Source organism: Roseovarius ramblicola (genome assembly GCF_042430665.1).
Lineage (GTDB): Bacteria > Pseudomonadota > Alphaproteobacteria > Rhodobacterales > Rhodobacteraceae > Roseovarius > Roseovarius ramblicola.
In genome coordinates, this window is sequence record NZ_JBHMEC010000011.1 from 45,868 (window position 1) to 64,467 (window position 18,600).

22 protein-coding genes and 1 tRNA gene are annotated in these 18,600 nt (G+C 66.3%); 13 read left to right on the plus strand and 10 right to left on the minus strand.

The window, feature by feature from the left end; all coding sequences use genetic code 11:
- Positions 1-5: 5 nt before the first annotated feature.
- From ACFFU4_RS07340 to ACFFU4_RS07355, 4 genes are read left to right on the plus strand one after another with little or no spacing between them, the layout of a single operon-like run.
- Positions 6-338, plus strand: a complete 333-nt coding sequence (locus ACFFU4_RS07340; protein WP_377068600.1) for a hypothetical protein — start codon at positions 6-8, stop codon at positions 336-338.
- Positions 331-1,026: a hypothetical protein gene (locus ACFFU4_RS07345; RefSeq protein ID WP_377068602.1), complete on the plus strand. Its 696-nt coding sequence runs from the start codon at positions 331-333 to the stop codon at positions 1,024-1,026. The genes ACFFU4_RS07340 and ACFFU4_RS07345 overlap by 8 nt, the downstream gene beginning before the upstream one ends.
- Complete coding sequence (locus ACFFU4_RS07350; RefSeq protein ID WP_377068604.1) at positions 1,023-1,304, plus strand: hypothetical protein; 282 nt, start codon at positions 1,023-1,025, stop codon at positions 1,302-1,304. The genes ACFFU4_RS07345 and ACFFU4_RS07350 overlap by 4 nt, the downstream gene beginning before the upstream one ends.
- Positions 1,305-1,310: 6 nt before the next feature.
- Entirely contained in the window at positions 1,311-1,550 is a 240-nt protein-coding gene (locus ACFFU4_RS07355) for a helix-turn-helix transcriptional regulator (protein ID WP_377068606.1), read from the plus strand.
- 3 nt (positions 1,551-1,553) lie between these two features.
- On the opposite strand, the gene ACFFU4_RS07360 is transcribed toward ACFFU4_RS07355, so the two are convergent.
- Positions 1,554-1,638: transfer RNA gene (locus tag ACFFU4_RS07360), tRNA-Leu, on the minus strand.
- A gap of 171 nt (positions 1,639-1,809) precedes the next feature.
- Here ACFFU4_RS07360 and ACFFU4_RS07365 point away from each other — a divergent pair.
- Positions 1,810-2,334 carry a Hint domain-containing protein gene (locus ACFFU4_RS07365; RefSeq protein WP_377068608.1) on the plus strand — a complete coding sequence of 175 codons (525 nt, stop codon included), beginning with the start codon at positions 1,810-1,812 and terminating at the stop codon, positions 2,332-2,334.
- Between the two features lie 415 nt (positions 2,335-2,749).
- On the opposite strand, the gene ACFFU4_RS07370 is transcribed toward ACFFU4_RS07365, so the two are convergent.
- Positions 2,750-3,829: a PA0069 family radical SAM protein gene (locus tag ACFFU4_RS07370; protein WP_377068610.1), complete on the minus strand. Its 1,080-nt coding sequence runs from the start codon at positions 3,827-3,829 to the stop codon at positions 2,750-2,752.
- A 204-nt stretch (positions 3,830-4,033) separates the two neighbouring features.
- On the opposite strand from ACFFU4_RS07370, the gene ACFFU4_RS07375 reads away from it, so the two are divergent.
- On the plus strand, positions 4,034-4,738 hold the full coding sequence (locus tag ACFFU4_RS07375; protein ID WP_377068612.1) for a cobalamin B12-binding domain-containing protein: 705 nt from the start codon (positions 4,034-4,036) through the stop codon (positions 4,736-4,738).
- A gap of 68 nt (positions 4,739-4,806) precedes the next feature.
- The gene (locus tag ACFFU4_RS07380) at positions 4,807-5,451 is read left to right on the plus strand and encodes a DUF1638 domain-containing protein (RefSeq protein WP_377068614.1); all 645 of its coding nucleotides are present in this window, start codon (positions 4,807-4,809) and stop codon (positions 5,449-5,451) included.
- Between the two features lie 283 nt (positions 5,452-5,734).
- Here ACFFU4_RS07380 and ACFFU4_RS07385 read toward each other — a convergent pair whose 3' ends face one another.
- Complete coding sequence (locus tag ACFFU4_RS07385) at positions 5,735-6,439, minus strand: DUF1223 domain-containing protein (RefSeq protein WP_377068616.1); 705 nt, start codon at positions 6,437-6,439, stop codon at positions 5,735-5,737.
- A 227-nt stretch (positions 6,440-6,666) separates the two neighbouring features.
- Between ACFFU4_RS07385 and acnA the strand changes: the two genes are divergently transcribed.
- Positions 6,667-9,414, plus strand: a complete 2,748-nt coding sequence (gene acnA / locus ACFFU4_RS07390) for an aconitate hydratase AcnA (protein WP_377068618.1) — start codon at positions 6,667-6,669, stop codon at positions 9,412-9,414.
- 386 nt (positions 9,415-9,800) lie between these two features.
- Here acnA and ACFFU4_RS07395 read toward each other — a convergent pair whose 3' ends face one another.
- On the minus strand, positions 9,801-10,448 hold the full coding sequence (locus tag ACFFU4_RS07395) for a hypothetical protein (protein ID WP_377068620.1): 648 nt from the start codon (positions 10,446-10,448) through the stop codon (positions 9,801-9,803).
- An 82-nt stretch (positions 10,449-10,530) separates the two neighbouring features.
- Positions 10,531-11,445, minus strand: coding sequence for an FAD-dependent thymidylate synthase (gene thyX, locus ACFFU4_RS07400; RefSeq protein ID WP_377068622.1), 915 nt, complete (start codon positions 11,443-11,445; stop codon positions 10,531-10,533).
- A 197-nt stretch (positions 11,446-11,642) separates the two neighbouring features.
- Here thyX and ACFFU4_RS07405 point away from each other — a divergent pair, with 197 nt between their 5' ends.
- Together ACFFU4_RS07405 and ACFFU4_RS07410 are read left to right on the plus strand one after the other, a co-directional pair.
- Positions 11,643-12,071: a VOC family protein gene (locus ACFFU4_RS07405; RefSeq protein WP_377068624.1), complete on the plus strand. Its 429-nt coding sequence runs from the start codon at positions 11,643-11,645 to the stop codon at positions 12,069-12,071.
- Entirely contained in the window at positions 12,065-12,742 is a 678-nt protein-coding gene (locus ACFFU4_RS07410; protein WP_377068775.1) for a DUF1194 domain-containing protein, read from the plus strand. Before ACFFU4_RS07405 ends, ACFFU4_RS07410 begins: the two co-directional genes overlap by 7 nt.
- Here the strand turns inward: ACFFU4_RS07410 and ACFFU4_RS07415 are convergent.
- The 3 genes from ACFFU4_RS07415 to ACFFU4_RS07425 form a co-directional block, all read right to left on the minus strand.
- Positions 12,736-13,242 (minus strand): MarR family winged helix-turn-helix transcriptional regulator, encoded by a 507-nt coding sequence (locus ACFFU4_RS07415; RefSeq protein ID WP_377068626.1) that lies wholly within the window; start codon positions 13,240-13,242, stop codon positions 12,736-12,738. The genes ACFFU4_RS07410 and ACFFU4_RS07415 overlap by 7 nt on opposite strands.
- Before the next feature lie 85 nt (positions 13,243-13,327).
- On the minus strand, positions 13,328-13,552 hold the full coding sequence (locus tag ACFFU4_RS07420; protein WP_377068777.1) for an FAD assembly factor SdhE: 225 nt from the start codon (positions 13,550-13,552) through the stop codon (positions 13,328-13,330).
- A gap of 34 nt (positions 13,553-13,586) precedes the next feature.
- The gene (locus ACFFU4_RS07425; RefSeq protein WP_377068628.1) at positions 13,587-13,988 is read right to left on the minus strand and encodes a helix-turn-helix domain-containing protein; all 402 of its coding nucleotides are present in this window, start codon (positions 13,986-13,988) and stop codon (positions 13,587-13,589) included.
- 85 nt (positions 13,989-14,073) lie between these two features.
- Here ACFFU4_RS07425 and ACFFU4_RS07430 point away from each other — a divergent pair, with 85 nt between their 5' ends.
- Complete coding sequence (locus tag ACFFU4_RS07430; RefSeq protein WP_377068630.1) at positions 14,074-15,276, plus strand: pyridoxal phosphate-dependent aminotransferase; 1,203 nt, start codon at positions 14,074-14,076, stop codon at positions 15,274-15,276.
- 9 nt (positions 15,277-15,285) lie between these two features.
- A complete protein-coding gene (locus tag ACFFU4_RS07435) occupies positions 15,286-15,690 on the plus strand; it encodes a hypothetical protein (protein ID WP_377068632.1) in 405 nt (134 codons plus the stop codon).
- On the opposite strand, the gene ACFFU4_RS07440 is transcribed toward ACFFU4_RS07435, so the two are convergent.
- Together ACFFU4_RS07440 and ACFFU4_RS07445 are read right to left on the minus strand one after the other, a co-directional pair.
- Positions 15,673-16,884, minus strand: coding sequence for a pyridoxal-phosphate-dependent aminotransferase family protein (locus ACFFU4_RS07440; RefSeq protein ID WP_377068634.1), 1,212 nt, complete (start codon positions 16,882-16,884; stop codon positions 15,673-15,675). The two genes, ACFFU4_RS07435 and ACFFU4_RS07440, sit on opposite strands and share 18 nt — an antisense overlap.
- Positions 16,885-17,066: 182 nt before the next feature.
- The gene (locus ACFFU4_RS07445) at positions 17,067-17,750 is read right to left on the minus strand and encodes a TIGR04283 family arsenosugar biosynthesis glycosyltransferase (protein WP_377068637.1); all 684 of its coding nucleotides are present in this window, start codon (positions 17,748-17,750) and stop codon (positions 17,067-17,069) included.
- A gap of 63 nt (positions 17,751-17,813) precedes the next feature.
- Between ACFFU4_RS07445 and ygfZ the strand changes: the two genes are divergently transcribed.
- Positions 17,814-18,545 (plus strand): CAF17-like 4Fe-4S cluster assembly/insertion protein YgfZ, encoded by a 732-nt coding sequence (ygfZ, locus tag ACFFU4_RS07450; RefSeq protein WP_377068639.1) that lies wholly within the window; start codon positions 17,814-17,816, stop codon positions 18,543-18,545.
- The last annotated feature ends 55 nt before the right edge of the window (positions 18,546-18,600 follow it).

The following is an 18,600-nucleotide window of genomic DNA, read 5'->3' on the forward strand; positions in this document are numbered from 1 at the left end:
ACGAGATGACCAGGCATATCGGAAGTTTGGGCGAGGCGCTGTTGCGCGCGTTGGGCCGGACGGAGAACAGCGAGACGCGGCTGGCGAAGGTGAGCGACAAACCGTCCTACCGGCTGTCCGGGGGGGGGGGAGATCACCCCGACCACCTGGGCGCGGCTGCAGGACCATCTCGAGCCCTGCGGCGCGACCTCACCGATCGAGGCCTTGCCCGATACCAGCGCGGACTGTTTTCCGATGACGGCCTCCCGGCCGGGGCGGGCTACGCGATCACCCCCAAGGGGCTGCGATACCTCTGCGCGCTCGAAGAAATCCACATGAAAGGACCTGACCATGGCTGATCACTTCGACCTCGACGCCACCCTCTTCATGGCCGTGCGCCGTGCCCTCGATCCTGAGGCGGCAATTCGGTCCTATCTCGAGGGGGTGATGATCGAGCCGCGCGCCGAGGGTGGCGCGTTTCTGGTCGCGACGGACGGATGGACTATGCTCGTGGGGCTGGACGCGACTGCGATCGCGCCGCGGCCCGCGCTCGTGAGGCTTACAATGCCCGAGCCACCTGCCCCGGCCTATGACGAGGATGGCGACCTTGTGCCCTACCGCCCGTGGAAAGACTCGCGCCTTCGGTTTGGCGTGCAGCCGGGCTGCGAGCCGTTCGTGGCGGCTTTCGCCTGGAAGGTCTCGGGGGCGCACACGCACGCCCTGATCGAGGAAATCGCAGCCGCCGATATTTATCCCGATTGGCGCAAGGTCATGACCTGTGATCTTAATCCCAAGGATCGCCCTCGGGGCTACACCCACGCCGGGGTCTGCCCCGACAGACTGCGGAGGATCGAGGACGACGAGCAGCGCTTGCGAATCGAAGCCCCCGACATCGAGGGCAAACCGTATCGCATCCGCTTCGAGCGCGGCGACCTGACCGGCTTCATCATGCCGAGCTGGATGAAGCTCGACGAGGACGTGGTGCGACCCGCGATCTCGCGGTGCGGAACTGCCACCACAGAGACGCAGCAAGGACCATTCGCATGAACAAGAACCGCGAAAAGGTAAAGATCGCCGCGCGGCGGGTTGAGAGCAGGCTCAAGGCCGAAGGCCGCCACTTCGAGGCCGAGGCAGTCGCCCGCATCCGGAGGGGCTACGCCGCGGCACAGGGCACCGCAATCGTGCTGCACCGCGACAACATGGATCTGCGACAAATGCTGGGCCTGCCCCCGTTTCGCAAGGCGCGCGGGTCTCCGGCGCGGGCCAGCGTCCAGCCGATCGCGAGCGCACCCAACTCACCGCCACCACCGAAACCCGAGAGGTAAGCGACCATGCCCGAGCCCCTCCTCGTCCGAGCCCCCGAGGCCGCCCGCATGCTGGGAATCAGCAAAAGCACATTGTGGGCCCGCGTCGCCCAGGGCCGCTGCCCCGGGCCGATCCGCTGGGATGGCGTGACGGTCTGGCGCGTTCGCGACCTCGAAGAGTTTGTCGAAAGACTGGCGGACCAGATGGCGGACCAAGCAGACCACCCGCCCGGAAAACGCAGCAAGAACATGGCACTTACCGGGTGAAATTGGTGCGGGTGAAGGGACTCGAACCCCCATGGATCGCTCCGCCAGAACCTAAATCTGGTGCGTCTACCAATTCCGCCACACCCGCACGCGCCGCCGCGCCGGGCGGGCATGGCACCCTCTAGCAAAGACCGGCGGCCGGTTTAAGCCCCAATTATGCACCCCGCACACCCATTGCGCGAAAAAGATCGCGACAATGCTCGTAACTTGCCCTATTGTGGTGTGTAATAAACGAGGCAGCCAAAGAGCGAGATACGCCATGAAACCGGATACGGTCGGGCGTCCTGACGGCAGCGATGCCGCGCGTCCCCCAAATCAGGTCACCGATCACGCGACTGGCCACGCAACTGGCCTCGCAACTGGCCTGTGCGCCGTCGGCCTGCTGCTGACCGCCGCGGGCGAGCGTCCGGTGGGCGCGTTGCGCCCCGGCGACCGGGTCATCACCCGGGATGCAGGGATGGTCACGCTGCGCGCCCTGACACGCCGCCGCCTGCACACCCCGCTGGTGCGCATCCGCGCCGGATCGCTGGGCCACCGGCGGCCCGGGCGCGACGCGCTCCTGCCCGCCTGCCAGCCGATCCTGCTGCGCGACTGGCGCGCGCACGCGCTGTTTGGCCGGGCACAAATCCTGGTCGCCGCCGCGCGGCTGGTCGATGGCGAATTTGTCACCCATGAGGGCACCGGCGCGCTCGATCTCTGCCAGCTCGATTTCGGGGCACCGCATATCCTCTATCTCGACGGGCTTGAGGTGGCGAGCCACGCGGCGGGCGCGCTCGTCCCCTAAGCGGCGCCCTCCCGGTGCGCGCCACCCGAGCGGCTCGGAGCGAGTGACACGAATGGCCTGTTCCCGCCATTCGCCTGCCTCGCATCGCGCGGAATCAAGGCGTGCTTGCACGCCGCCGCGCGAGCGCCAGCCCGCCCGACAGGGCTGGCGATTGGGTGACGTTGGCGCAAAGCTCTGATATTACTCGGGAACCCCGACATAAAGCGCGATAGACCAGCCGTTGCATCGCCATCCCGCGGGCTGGTGCTCGCACGGCTCATCACCGGATAGGTCACGTCCCCTCCAGACCATTCGTAACCTCCACGTTGCCCCCTCTTCGGCGATTCCGCCCCGCATCACCCCCGTCGGACCTCCGCCCGAGCCACCCCGGTGCGCACCAGAGGCAGACGGGGACCGTTTTCCCAAGTGGCACGCTCTAGAACAACGCCATCTGCGCCCCGCGCGCCAGCGGCACCTCGAACAGGTCACAGCGCAGCCCGGGCTGCGCCGCGTCCAGCCCCAGCCGTCGCACCGCCAGGTCGAACCGCCGCGCGATCATCCGCGCATACACCCCCTGCCCCCGCATCCGGTGGTGCCAGTCGGCGGCGTAGTCGTGCCCGCCATGCATCTCGCGCAACCGGTTCATCACCCGGCCCGCGCGGTCGGGGTAATGCCGCGCCAGCCACGCGCGAAACAGCCCTGACACCTCGCGCGGCAGCCGCAGCATGATCCAGCTCGCCGCCCCCGCCCCGGCGTCGCGCCCCTCCGCGAGGATCGCCTCGATCTCCGGATCGGTCAGCGCCGGGATGATCGGCGAGACCATCAGGCGCACGGGCACCCCGGCCTCCGAAAGCCGCCGCACCATGGCCAAGCGCCGCGCCGGAGACGGCGCGCGCGGCTCCAGCCTCCGGGCCAGCCCCGCGTCGAGCGTGGTGACCGACACCCCCACCTTCGCCAGCCCCCGCGCCGCCATGCCGGCCAGCAGGTCGATGTCGCGCTCGATCAGCGTGCCCTTGGTCACCACCGCCACCGGATGATTGAACCGCGACAGCACCTCAAGGCAGGCGCGGGTGATCCCGTATTGCCGTTCGATCGGCTGATAGGGATCGGTATTGGTGCCGATTGCGATGGGGGCCACGCGGTAGCTGCGCGCGCGCAGCTCCGCCTCAAGCCGATCGGGCGCATCGGGCCGCGCGATCAGCCGCGTCTCGAAATCGAGCCCCGGCGACAGGCCGAGCCACGCATGCGTGGGCCGTGCGAAGCAATAGACACAGCCATGCTCGCAGCCGCGATACGGGTTGATCGACCGGTCGAACGGCAGATCGGGCGAGCGGTTATAGGTGATCACCCGCCCTGCCCGTTCCTCCGAGACATGGGTGCGCAGCGCCCGCTCCTCGTCCTCGGGGCCGTCGCCGTCATAGACCACCTGATGCGCCTCGAACCGCCCGGCGGCGTTGCTCGTGGCGCCGCGCCCGCGCGGGCGCAGATCGGGCGGAAGGGTCGGTTCGTGCTCCATGGCCCCAAAATGGAACGAACAGAGAACAAATGCAACTGTCCGATAATGATGATGCCGATCTTTCAGTCCCATTGCGGCCAAAACGCTGCTACAGGTCGGTTGCGGCGCGGGCAGCGTCGCAATTCGGAAAGTCGCGGTGCGGCAAATTGACGAAAGAGGCGCAACGTCACCGCGCCACGCGCAGAACAGCCAGGGATTCAGCCCATGTCCGACGAAGAAGACGAGATCATCCTTTCGGAACTGGACGACGAAGAACTTGTCCAGCAGATGTTCGACGACCTTTATGACGGTCTCAAGGAAGAGATCGAGGAAGGCGTCAACATCCTGCTCGAGCGCGGCTGGGCGCCCTACAAGATCCTCACCGAGGCGCTGGTCGGCGGCATGACCATCGTCGGCAAGGATTTCCGCGACGGCATCCTCTTCGTCCCCGAGGTACTTCTGGCCGCCAACGCGATGAAGGGCGGCATGGCCATCCTCAAGCCGCTGCTGGCCGAGACCGGCGCGCCGCGCGTCGGCAAGATGGTGATCGGCACGGTCAAGGGCGACATCCACGACATCGGCAAGAACCTGGTGTCGATGATGATGGAGGGCGCGGGCTTCGAAGTGGTCGATCTCGGGATCAACAACCCGGTCGAGAATTACCTTGAAGCGCTGGAAACCGAAGAGCCCGACATCCTCGGCATGTCGGCGCTGCTGACCACGACGATGCCCTACATGAAGGTCGTGATCGACACGATGATTGAACAGGGCAAGCGCGATGATTACGTCGTTCTCGTGGGCGGCGCACCGCTCAACGAGGAATTCGGTCGCGCCATCGGTGCCGACGCCTATTGCCGCGATGCCGCCGTCGCGGTCGAGACGGCCAAGGATTTCATGGCGCGCAAGCACAACGCCCTCGCGGCGGGCTGACACCGGACAGGACACGCGTGACGGCCCGCGCCCCCGGGGTGCGGGCCGTTTGCGTTGAAAGGGACCGCATGAGCGAACCAAGCGACGATCAGCTGACCAACGAGGGTCTGCCGCCCGAGGGCGCGGGGCGCATCCTGCTCATCGCCTGCGGCGCGCTCGCCCATGAAATCATGGCGCTCAAACGGCTCAACGGCTGGGACCACATGGACCTGCAATGCCTGCCCGCCAAGCTGCACCTTTATCCAGAACGGATCACCGGGGAGGTGGAAAAGGCCGTCGCGGCACACCGCGACCGCTACGCGCGCATCTTCGTGGTCTATGCCGATTGCGGCACCGGCGGGCTGTTGCAGGCGAAATGCGCCGAGCTCGGCGTCGAGATGGTCGCCGGGCCGCATTGCTACGCCTTCTTCGAAGGGGTGGACCGCTTTGCCGAGCACGACGACGAGATCACCGCCTTCTACCTCACCGATTTCCTCGTGCGGCAATTCGATGCCTTCGTATGGCGGCCCATGGGGCTCGACCGGCACCCCGAACTGCGCGACATGATCTTCGGCAACTACACCAGGCTGGTCTATCAGGCGCAGACCGACAACGCCGATCTGCGCGCCCGCGCCGAAGAGTGTGCGCGCCGCCTCGGGCTCGACTACGAATACCGCTTCACCGGCTACGGCGACCTGAAGACCGCCCTCGCCGATCAGGCGGCGCGGGTCTGAGGGGGCATTCGGGGTACGCGTGATTGGCCTTTTGCGGACATTGCAGTGAGCCGCGCGAGGGCCCGACCGCGGGTGGGCGCTCCAACGATGAAACGGCGCGCTTTATGGTGCCATATACTCCCGCGTTATCAATAACTTGAGGCGTAGAAAAGCGCCCGCCCGGGGGGCGGGTCATGCCGGAGGCATGCCTCTGGCATGACCGCTCGCGCGGCGGCGTGCAAGCACGCCTTGATTCCGCGCGGGGTGGGTGGCGAATGGCAGCTTCAGGCCATTCACGCCCCCCTCAGCGCAGACGCGCCACCGCCTCGATGGTCCCCTGATCGGGGTATTGCAGCAGCACCACCAGCGGCGCGCTTTCGGGCCAGTCCTCTTCGAGCACCAGCGGCGCCTGCGTGTCCCACTCGGCCACCTTGGCCAGCTCGGTCACGACATTGGTATAAGTGATCGTTCGCCCGGCATTCTCGCCACGGCCGATCTGCACCGTGGCTCGCGGCATGTAGCGCGCGAATTGCACCACCAGCGGCATGTCACGCGGCGGATCGCTGCGCGCCTCCAGATGCACCTGCCCGCCCTCGCGCCGCAGCGTCACATCGATCCCGTTGTCACGCGCATGGAGATGCTTGTCGATAACATCGGTCACATCGCGATAGCGCGAACCGACGACATGATCCTCGCCGTTGACCACCATCTGCGGGGTATAGACCATCTTCTGCCCCGCCGCCGCGGCATAGCCGCGTTGCCGCGCGGTGTGGGCGGGGCTGCCGAACGTGTCCTTCCAGCCGATGTAATCCCAGTAATCAACGTGCAGCGACAGCGCCAGCACGTCGTCGCGCGCGGCAAGCTGCTCGAAAAAGCCGTCGGCGGGCGGGCAGGACGAGCAGCCCTGCGAGGTGAACAACTCGACCACGACGGGCCGGTCGGCGGCAGGTGCCGGCGCGGCGAGCATCGCCCATCCCGCCGCCAGGCTGCAAAGAAGGTGTCGCTTCATCGGGTCTTACGCCTCCGGGGCCGGTGTGGTCGGACACCGCAAACCTAGGCCCTGACGCCGCCCCTGCCAATTCAAGGTTTCGCGAGATCGGGGATCTGCCGCTGTAACAGCCATCAAATTGTGTGCAATAGTATACAAATTGGGCCTCCACCTCTTGATTGGCGCGGGAATATCGGTCAGAAGCGGGACAAACGTCATCCAGCCCTGACATGAAAGGACGGCACCCCATGCCTATCACAGTCGGCCAAGACAGCGCAAAAACCCGCAAGACCCTCACCGTCAGCGGTCGGACCATCGCCTATTACTCCATCGACGCCGCCGAAAAGGCGGGGCTCGGCGATTTCTCGCGCCTGCCCGCCGCGCTCAGGGTGGTGCTGGAAAACATGCTGCGCTTCGAGGATGGCAAGACCGTCACGCTCGACGACATCAAGGCGTTTTCCGAATGGGCCGCGAATGGCGGCCGCGCCAACCGCGAGCTGGCCTACCGCCCCGCCCGCGTCCTGATGCAGGATTTCACCGGCGTCCCGGCGGTGGTCGATCTGGCCGCGATGCGCGACGGCATCACCGCCCTCGGCGGCGACGCGCAAAAGATCAACCCGCTCAACCCCGTCGATCTGGTGATCGACCACAGCGTGATGATCGACGAGTTCGGCAACCCGCGCGCCTTCCAGATGAACGTGGACCGCGAATACGAACGCAACATGGAACGCTACCAGTTCCTCAAATGGGGTCAGGGCGCGTTCAACAATTTCCGCGTCGTGCCGCCGGGTACCGGCATCTGCCACCAGGTCAACCTCGAATACCTCGCCCAGACCGTCTGGACCGACGAGGACCAGTCCGGCGAGACGGTGGCCTACCCCGACACGCTCGTGGGCACCGACAGCCACACCACCATGATCAACGGCGTCGCCGTGCTCGGCTGGGGCGTCGGCGGCATCGAGGCCGAGGCGGCGATGCTCGGCCAGCCCATCTCGATGCTGATCCCCGAGGTGGTGGGGTTCGAGCTCACCGGCGCGATGGTCGAGGGCACCACCGGCACCGACCTGGTGCTCAAGGTCGTGGAAATGCTGCGCAAGAAGGGCGTGGTGGGCAAGTTCGTCGAATTCTACGGCTCCGGCCTCGATCACCTGCCCCTGGCCGACCGCGCCACCATCGCCAACATGGCCCCCGAATACGGTGCCACCTGCGGCTTCTTCCCCATTGACGACGAGACCCTGCGCTACCTGCGCCAGACCGGCCGCGACGAGGACCGCGTCGCGCTGGTGGAATCCTACGCCCGCGAAAACGGCTTCTGGCGCGGGCCCGATTACGCGCCGGTCTATACCGACACGCTGAGCCTCGACATGGGCACGATTGTTCCGGCCATCTCCGGCCCCAAGCGCCCGCAGGACTACGTGGCGCTCGACCAGGCGGCGTCGAAATTCTTCGACGTCGTGTCCGAATATCGCGGCGAGGACGACTGTGCCGACGCCACCGACATGGCCGCCGAGGGCCCCGCCCCGGACGCGGCGCAAGACCCGCGCAAATCCGTCCGGGTCGAGGGCGAGGAGTATGAGCTGCGCGACGGCTCTGTGGTGATCGCCTCGATCACATCGTGCACCAACACGTCGAATCCATACGTGATGATCGGCGCGGGCCTCGTGGCGAAAAAGGCGCGCGAGCGCGGCCTCACCCGCAAACCCTGGGTCAAGACCTCGCTCGCCCCGGGCAGCCAGGTGGTGACCGAATACCTGGAGGCCGCCGGCCTGCAGGACGATCTCGACGCCATCGGCTTCAACCTCGTGGGCTATGGCTGCACCACCTGCATCGGCAACTCGGGCCCCCTGCAAAAGGAGATCTCCGAGGCCATCGCCGAGGGCGACCTGATCGCCACCTCCGTGCTCTCCGGCAACCGCAACTTCGAGGGCCGCATCTCCCCCGACGTGCGCGCCAACTACCTGGCCTCGCCGCCGCTCGTCGTCGCCTACGCGCTCGCGGGGGACATGAACATCGACCTCGCGCGCGACCCGCTCGGCCACGACCCGGACGGCACCCCCGTCTACATGAAGGACATCTGGCCCACGCAAAAGGAGATCGCCGCGATCGTCGAGCGCACCGTGACGCGCGAGGCGTTCCGCTCCAAATACGCCGACGTATTCAAGGGCGACGACAAGTGGCAGGCGGTCGAGACCTCCGGGGGCGAGACCTACGATTGGCCGCCGCACTCCACCTATGTCCAGAACCCGCCCTATTTCCGCGACATGTCGCCCGAACCGGGCACCATCGCCGATATCGAGGGCGCGCGGATGCTGGCGCTGCTGGGCGACATGGTCACCACAGACCACATCTCCCCCGCCGGATCGTTCAAGCCCGACACCCCGGCGGGCCAATACCTGACCGAGCGGCAGGTGCCGGTGCGCGAGTTCAACTCCTACGGCTCGCGCCGCGGCAACCACGAGGTGATGATGCGCGGCACCTTCGCCAATATCCGCATCCGCAACGAGATGCTCGACAGCACCGAGGGCGGCTACACCCTCGGCCCGGACGGGCAGGAAACCTCGATCTTCGACGCCGCGATGGCCTGGCAGGAGCAGGGCACCCCCCTCGTCGTGGTGGCGGGCGAGCAGTACGGCGCCGGCTCCTCGCGCGACTGGGCGGCCAAGGGCACCGCGCTCCTGGGCGTGCGCGCGGTGATCGCCGAGAGCTACGAGCGCATCCACCGCTCCAACCTCGTCGGCATGGGCGTCATCCCGTTCGAGTTCACCGGCGGCGACACGCGCACCTCGCTGGGGCTCAAGGGCGACGAGAGCTTCTCGATCACCGGGCTGGCGGACATCAAGCCGCAGCAGGAGGTGGGCTGCACCATCGCCTACCCCGACGGCACGACCAAGGAGATCACCCTCAAGTGCCGCATCGATACCGCCATCGAGAAGGAATATGTCGAGCATGGCGGCGTGCTGCACTACGTGCTGCGCGACCTCGCCAAATCCGCGTGACCTTCCGGGGGCCGGTCCCGCCCGGCCCCCTGCCCCGTCGTCCTCGGGCTCGACCCGAGGACCTCCCCCGTCAAACCCGACACCGAGGCACCGCGCATCGACGGGCCGCGGCGCGGCGATCCAACGCCGGGGCTGCGCGCTTTATGGCAACCAAATCCGCAAAAGACCCAAGCGACTCGCAGGTGGTAGCCAAATCGCCGGGCCGGGGGGCGGCCCGTCGATGCGCGGCGGCGCGCCAAGGCGCGCCTCGATTCCGCGCAGGGGGGAGTGGGGTGGTGGGTTGGCACCCATCCTACGCTGGCTGCCCACCAAACGAGGGCATTGTTTATGCAAAGCAGCCCCCACATTTAAACAAGCCGATTTCGGAATGAGAGTCGCTTATTTATTCATCTCAGTAAAAGCGCAAATATTGCCAAGCCTAGCGGTAAAAGAAGGTACCACCCAAAAAAAAGAATTTTCGCGAAAGCAGAAACTTGACTGAAGTTAGGACCAAGATCACCCAGCAAAGCCTTCAGGTCGCCTACTTGACTGTTCATCAATTCTAACGTGCTCTTATTGCTCGAGGTGGTTGATCGTAGTGTCTCAAGATCCTGCGAAACATTTCGATCGCCTTGCACTGATTGAAGGTCGTCTATTGAGAACGCTTCCAACTCGAGGATGCGATCCTCCGCATTTTCGTTGCTTTCCTCAAGTTGTCTCAGACGCCTTTTAAGCCCCTCCAAGGGACTCTCCGTATTTTCTGCCGCCCCGCTCTCCTCTATTGAGTTCTTAACCACATGGGCCCGCTTAAACCACCTCGCGAAGCCAATGTAGTCCCCGTACCAATTAACCAAAAATGAAACAGCCAGAAACGCCACAGTGACCGAGGAAATTATCTCAAATTCGTTTGGTGCAATGTTTTTGCCCAAAAGCGGCCAAGCCTCGTTATTGTAGTCAAAGAACTTGACAGCAATCAACGTAGTGCTCGCAAAAACTAATAGTCGCCATGAAGCAACCGTCTGACGCGAGAAGACTTCGTAGCCGTTTAGTTTCAACTACTCCACCTCCCTTTTTGGCCGCGCCATGGGCGCGCCCGTTTTTCACTCAAAACGCTCCACCGGAGCGTTTTGCCCCCGCTTACGCGGGGTCGTTCAAAACCCCCACAAACTCCCGCCATTCCCCCTTGGACATGCCGGAGTTTTCCTGCGTCACCTCCTCACCCTTCACCATCCGCCGCACACAATCAAGGGCGGTGGCCGAGAGCGTCGCTCCCCCCATGCGGTAATCCTCGAAGGCGCGGTAGGCCGCCGGCACCCAGTCGGCGACGATACGACAGATCGCATCGGCATAGACGCGGATTTCGTATTGCGCGTGCGCATCCGCCCGCAGCCGCAGGAAATGCAGCAGATTGTGCAAATCCACCTTCCAGTACCATTGCGTATAGATGTTCGCCGGCAGGTTCATCCGGGCCAGTTCCCGCGCCAGCCCCTGTTGCCCCTCGTCGGAAATCATCGCCTCGTAATGGTCGTAGCACCGCATCGCGTCGTCGCGCAGCGTGCGCAGCACGCGCTCGGCTTCCTCGCCCTCCAGCGCGTCCCCCCGCCCCTGATTGTTGGTGGTCGATTGCGCCGCCAGCGCGTCCGGTTCGGGGATATAGAACTCGCGGTCGAGGATCGAATACCGCGCCGAATATTCATTCACATTGGCCGTGCGGTGCCGGATCCACTGCCGCGCCACGAACACCGGCAGCTTGACGTGCAGCTTCACCTCGCACATCTCGAACGGGGTCGAGTGCCAGTGCCGCATCAGATACCGGATCAGCCCCTCGTCATTGCTGACAGACTTGGTGCCCCGCCCATAGCTGACCCGCGCCGCCTGACAGATCGCCGCGTCGTCGCCCATGTAGTCGATCACCCGCACGAATCCGTGATCGAGCACCGGGTGCGCGGTATAGAGGTGGCGCTCCATTCCCGGTGCCGTGGCACGCAGCGTCTGCCGCGTCTCGGTGCGGGCGGCGTCGATTTCGGCCTGTTGGTCCGGGGTCAGCGGCATGGCGGCACCTTTCGGGGAGGGGTGAGTCGATTGCTACTATATCTTGCGGGTGGGGCCGCCGCCAAGCCGATATCGGGTGTGACGGCGCGCGCAGCTTTGCCCTCGACACCCGGCGCACAGGCCCTATCCTGCACCCGTGCGATCGCACCGACGCGATACCGACAGGATACCGACGCGATACCGACAGGAGAAATCCCATGAAAATCCGCTACCTGCACACGATGATCCGGGTCAAGGACCTCGACGCCACGATGCGATTCTTCTCGCTTCTCGGCCTGCGCGAGACCCGCCGCTGGGACAACGATGGCGGGCGTTTCACCCTTGTTTTCATGGCTCCCGAGGGACAGGAGGAATGCCCGGTCGAGCTCACGTATAACTGGGACGGCGACGAGGGCCTGCCCTCGGACAGCCGCCATTTCGGCCACCTCGCCTACTCGGTCGGCAATATTTATGATATGTGCCAACACCTTATGGACAACGGCATCACCATCAACCGCCCCCCCCGCGACGGCCGCATGGCCTTCGTGCGCAGCCCCGACAACATCTCGGTGGAGCTGTTGCAGGAGGGCGACGCGCTCGCCCCCGCCGAACCCTGGGCGAGCATGGAGAACACGGGCCACTGGTGAGGTGGGCGGCGCTCATTGCGGGTCTGTTCGCAGCCCCCGCCGAGGCCGCCTGCCGCCTCGGGCTGGTGCTTGCGCTCGACGTGTCATCCTCGGTCGATAACCGGGAATATGAGTTGCAAAGCAAGGGCTTGGCGGCCGCCCTCGACGCCCCCGACATCCGCCACGCGATCCTGTCGGGCCGGGGCGAGGTGGCGCTGGCGGTCTACGAGTGGAGCGGACGCCACCGGGAAAAGCTGCATCTCGACTGGAAGCTCCTGCGCAGCCACGCCGACATCACCCGCGCCGCAGCGGCGCTGGCCGACATGGAGCGCGCGACCGCCGAATTCCCCACCGCGCTCGGCTCCGCGCTAGGCTACGGCGCGCAGGTGATGGCCCGCGCCCCGGACTGCGCGCGCCGGGTGATCGACGTCTCGGGCGACGGGGTCAACAACCAGGGCTTTGGCCCGGCGCTGGCCTACCGGCATTTTCCGTTTCAAAACATCACGGTGAACGGATTGGTGATCCTCGGCCATGACGAGGACGTGCTGCGCCACTACCGCGAGGAGGTGCTGCGCGGGCCCGGCGCGTTCCTCGAAGTGGCGGACGGGTTCGAGGATTTCCGGCGCGCGATGGAGCGCAAGCTGTTTCGCGAAATCAGCGATATCGTTCTGGGCGCGCTGCCTGCTCAATAGATATAGCGGATCTGGTCGCTCCAATAGCGTTCCACCCGCCTGAGCGCACCGGTCACTTGGTCGAGCCCGTCATTTCCCAGCACCCCGCGCGCCTGCAAGCCTTTGGCGTGGCGCTCGAACAGCGCCGCGACCACATCGCGGATGCCGCGTCCCTTCTCGGTCAGGCGCACGCGCACCGCGCGCCGGTCCGCCTCGCAACGCTGGTGGTGCATGTACCCGGCCTCCACCAGCTTCTTGAGGTTATAGCTGACGTTGCTGCCCTGGTAATAGCCCCGGGTCTTGAGCTCGCCCGCCGTGACCTCGTGATCGCCGATATTGAACAGCAGAAGCGCCTGAACGGCGTTGATCTCGAGAACGCCTACGCGCTCGAATTCGTCCTTGATGACGTCGAGCAGCAGGCGGTGCAGCCGCTCCACCAGCGTCAACGCATCGAGATACCCGGCGATGAAGGCACCGGGCGCGAGCCGTGGGCCAGGGGGGCGGTGAAAGCTCATGGACATCTCCCTCGCGAACCATTCGCGGGGCAGACTCAGGCAAAACCGCCAATAATCGGTTAAATCGCGCGCTGAACGCCTAAAATCCGCGCTATTTCCCGACGCAGGCCACCTGCGCGATGTCCTCGACCAGCGGCGCAAGGCGACCGGGCGGCGCGCTCTGCCCGGTTACCCACTGGTAGAGGTCCTGATCGTTCTCGGACAACAGCGCGTCGAAGAGATCGAGCGTTTCCTCGTCCAACGTCTCCAGACGCGCCCCGGCATAGCGCCCGAGGATGATATCCATCTCCTTGATTCCGCGCCGATTGGCGCGCATGGCGAGGCGACGCAAGCGGTGCTCGCGCGGCTCGTCACTCACCGGCCTGCTCCATCAGTCGCGCGCGCAGCGTCTTTTCCAGCCGCCCCAGCCGGTCGGTGGAGTAGGCGATCTGCGTGCGGATGTCGCGGATCTCGGTCAGAAGCCCGGTGATGTCGGGGTCCAGATCGCCCATCTCGGGCGAATCCGGCCCGTCGCCCTCGCCCGAAAGCAGCCACAGGAGCGACACGTTCAAAAGCCCCGCCATCATCGACAGCTTGTTGGCGCGCGGCTCCGAGAGGTCCTCCTCCCAGCCCTTGAGCGTCTTGAGCTTCACGCCGAGCCGCTTGGCCAGTTCGCCCTGGCTCATGCCCGCACGCTCGCGCGCGCCGGCGACGCGGTCCCCGAAGGTGGTCGCCTCGGGGTCGAACCAGGTCTCGTCTTGCTCGGTGGTCATGCTCTTCCTTTCCGGTGATCGTTCTTGAACGGAACTCGCACGCAGCCTATGAGATCTGGCAGGTGAATTCAAACCGGAGTCGACCATGTCACGCCTCTCCGCGACGCTTGGGCGCGTCAAGCCCTCGCCCACCATCGCCGTCACCACCAAGGCGCAGGAGCTGAAGGCGGCGGGGCGCGACGTGATCGGGCTCGGCGCGGGCGAGCCGGATTTTCCGACGCCTTCGCATATCGCCGCCGCGGGCATCCGCGCGATCGAGGAGGGACGCACCAAATATACCGCCGTCGATGGCATTCCCGAGCTGAAAGCAGCCATCTGTGCCAAGTTCAGGCGCGACAACGGGCTCGACTACACCCCCGCGCAGGTCAGTGTCGGCACGGGTGGCAAGCAGATCCTCTACAACGCACTGATGGCCACGCTCAACCCGGGCGACGAGGTGGTGATACCCGCGCCCTACTGGGTGAGCTATCCCGACATGGTGCTGCTCGCCGGCGGCGAGCCGGTGATCGTCGAGGCGGGGATCGAGACCGGATTCAGGCTGACCCCGGAGGCGCTGGAGTCGGCGATCACACCACGCACCCGCTGGCTGATCTTCAACTCGCCCTCGAACCCCACCGGCGCGGGCTATTCGCGCGACGAACTCAGAGCGCTGACCGACATCCTGATGCGCCACCCGCATGTCCAAGTGATGACCGACGACATGTATGAACACCTTGCCTATGACGGGTTCGAATTCTGCACGCCCGCGCAGGTAGAGCCGGGCCTCTATGACCGCACGCTGACCTGCAACGGCGTGAGCAAGGCCTATTGCATGACCGGCTGGCGCATCGGCTACGCCGCCGGGCCCGAGGACCTGATCGCCGCCATGCGCAAGATTCAGTCGCAATCGACGTCGAACCCCTGCACCATCAGCCAATGGGCGGCCGTCGAGGCGCTCAATGGTCCCCACGATTTCATCGCCGCCAACAACGCCGTCTTTGTCCGCCGCCGCGATCTCGTGGTGGAGATGCTCAACCAGATTGACGGGGTGGAGTGCCCGGTCCCCGATGGGGCGTTTTACGTCTACCCGAGCGTCAAGGGGCTGATTGGCAAGGTGAGCGCCGGCGGCGCGCGGATCGACACGGACGAGGATTTCGCCACCGCGCTGCTGGAGGAACGGGGCGTCGCCGTGGTCTTTGGCGCGGCCTTCGGGCTTTCGCCGCATTTTCGCGTCAGCTACGCTACCGACGACGCGGCGCTGCGCGAGGCTTGCGGCCGGATACAGGCGTTCTGCGCGGGGTTGCGGTAAGGGGGACACATGGCGGGCGATCTGCCGGACTACTATTTCCGCGTGCGCGAGAATGGCGCCTTCGTCTTTCGCGTGGACACCGAGAACCGCCAGCGCCGCATCGACATGGACCAGATCGCCGTGGTCAACATCCGCAAGGGCGAGATCAAGCCGCATGGCGACCGTGACCTGAACGAGGCCGACCTCGCGGCGATCCGCGAGTGGATGGCGGAGCGGCAGGCGATCCTCGAGCATCGCGATATCGACGACATCCTACGCGCGGTGGATTACCTCAACACCACCGCCCATTGGGCGCAGTCGCGCGCCACCGACGAGCAACTCGAGCAGGTGACCGACGCGCTGCTCCTGGCGATGCATGACCTGCGCACCGTGCTCGTGCGCAAGAAGGCCGACCGCCTAACCCGCGACGGCTGAGCCGCGGGCCACCTCCGCCGCCGCGGCGGCAAGGCCGCCCTGCCCGTGCGGGATATCGAGCGCCTGCATCCCCGCCTCGATCGCGCCGAGTGCACCGAGGATCATGTGCGCGTTGACATGCCCCATATGGCCGATGCGGAAGAAGCCGTGCCATGCCGGGTCGCCCGGCTCGGCCATCCCCAACCCGATGCCGAGGGTCACGCCCGCGTTGTCCTGCACCCATTGCCGCAGCGCCGAGCCATGCGGCGCGCCGATCCTGAGCGCGGTGACCGCGCGGCTGCGCAAGGCCGGGTCGGCGATGTTGAGCTCCAGCGGCCCGCGCTCGCCCCAGGTCTCGCAGGCGGCCCAGATGGCGCGGGCCAGCACCTCGTGCCGGTGCCAGATCGCCTCGATCCCCTCGCCAGCTATCAGGTCGAGCGCCGCGCGCAGGCCATAAAGGTGATGGGTGGGCGCGGTGCCGCCGAAATACTGATAAAACACCTGCGGGTCTGCGCGGTTCGTCCAGTCCCAGTAACGGCTTACCCGCTCCATCCGCGCCCGCGCCGCCGCCGCCCGCTCCGAGAAGAATACGAAGGCGAGCCCCGGCGGTACCATCAGCCCCTTCTGGCTGCCCGCCACCATCACGTCCACACCCCAGGCATCCATCTCGAACCGGTCGCAGGCCAGCGAGGCGATACAATCGGCCATCAGCAGCGCCGGATGCCCGGTGGCGTCGAGCACCGCGCGCAGCCCCGCGATATCGTTGAGCACCGAGGTCGAGGTGTCCGCGTGGGTGGCCAGCACCGCCCGGATCGCGTGGTTCTTGTCGGCGCGCAGCGCCGCCTCCACGCGGTCGAGGTCCACCGCCGAGCGCTTGCCGAAATCGAGGATCTCCGCCTCGATCCCGCGCAGTTCCGCCACCTCGGCCCAGCCGTGGCCAAACCGCCCCGTGGCCGGCACCAGCACGCGCTCACCGGGGGCCACCGTGTTGGCCAGCGATGCCTCCCACGCGCCATGCCCGTTGGCGATGTAGATCGCCACGTTGCCCTTCGTACGCGCCACAGCGCGCAGGTCCGGGATGAGGCCCGCGGTCATTTCGATCAACGCGCCCTCGTAGATGTTGGGTGCGGCGCGGTGCATGGCGCGCAGCACTTCCTCGGGCATGACCGAGGGGCCGGGAATGGCCAGGTATGCGCGACCGCTGGCAAGGCTCATGGTTATCTCCCCTGTCTGTCGGTCGCGACATTACCCCCCTGCCCGGCGGCGTCAATCGTCTGCTCGGGAAGTGTCATCATTCGCCCCCGGTCCGGGGCTGATCCTGCGCAAGGGTTCGGGTCCTGTCGTGCGCGGACTCTGCGATGTTGCCGGTATCGCCCCGCGACACGAGACCCCGCCCATCACCCGTGCCGCCGATATCGCGCCGCCAGCCGCGCCGGGTCGGCCCCGCATAGGTAACGCACCAGCAGCCACAGGTTCCGCGCGCCCCGCCACAGCCATCCCTCGCCGCGATAGCGCGCCGCCGAGGTCGTCACAGCCAGCGGCAGCAGCGCGATCCGCCCCCCAAGAGCCCGGGCCAGCGCCACGTCTTCCATCAGCGGGATGTCCGGGTAGCCGCCGGCGGCGTCATAATCGCGCCGCGAAACCAGCAGCGCCTGATCGCCATAGGGCAGGCCGAACACCGCCGTGCGCAGGTTGGCCCAGCCCGCCACAAACCGCGGCACCGCCCCATCCGCGTCGAACCGCAGCCGGAATGCCGCCGCCCCGCCCGTTTCCATCCGCGCGCGCACCACCTCGGCCCAGCCCTCGGGGAGTTGCGTGTCGGCGTGCAGCACCAGCAGCCACGCGCCACCCGCCACCACCACCCCGCGCCGTAACTGCGCCCCGCGCGAGGGCGGGCCGGTCACGATCACCGCGCCCGTCTCCTCTGCGATCTCGCGGGTGGCATCCCGCGATCCGCCATCGCTCACGATCACCTCGCGGATGAGCCCCGCCTGCACCCCTTCGAACAGCGCGGCAAAGCAGGCGGGCAGCTCGTGCCCGGCGTCAAGCGTGGGAATGATCACGGATAGTCCGGCGCGCATTACGCCCCCTTTCGTGTCCCGATCCTCGCCCTATATTACGGGTTCACGGGCAAGGGAACGGGCATGGCACGGCGCATTCTGGACATCACCGGCAGCGAGGCCGAAAGCTTTCTGCAGGGGCTCGTGACCAGCGATCTCGCCCGGCTCGACAGCGGGCTCGTCTATACCGCGCTGCTGACACCGCAGGGCAAGTATATCGCCGATTTCTTTCTGCTGCGCCACGACGGAGGCATATGGCTCGACGTGGACGAGAGCCTCGCGGCCACGCTGTTGCAGCGGCTCTCGCTCTACAAGCTGCGCGCCGATGTGCAAATCAGTGAGACGGACATCCGCGTGCGCCGCGGCACCGCCCCCGCGCCCGAGGGCGCGCTGGCCGATCCGCGGCACCCCGATCTCGGCTGGCGGCTCTACGGTGACGAGGCGGGCGATGACGGCACCGATTTCGACCGCATTCGCGTGGCTCATTGCATCCCCGAAACCGGGGTGGAACTCACCCCCGACACGTTCATCCTCGAAGCCGGTTTCGAGCGGCTGGGCGGCGTCGATTTCCGCAAGGGCTGCTATGTCGGTCAGGAAGTGACCGCCCGGATGAAGCACAAGACCGAGTTGAAGAAGGGCCTCGCCCTCGTCGCGGTCCATGGTGCGGCCCCGACCGGCACCGCCATCACAACCCCCGCGGGCAAACCCGTCGGCACCCTCTTCACCCAGTCGGGCGGTCGCGGAATCGCGTACCTGCGCCACGACAGGGCCTGCCCCGGCATGACCGCCGGCGAGGCGTGCGTCGATCCGCTCTGAGCGCGGGAACAGGCCCTGTGCAGATCGCCCGGCTTGCGCCATGCTCCTGCCAAGT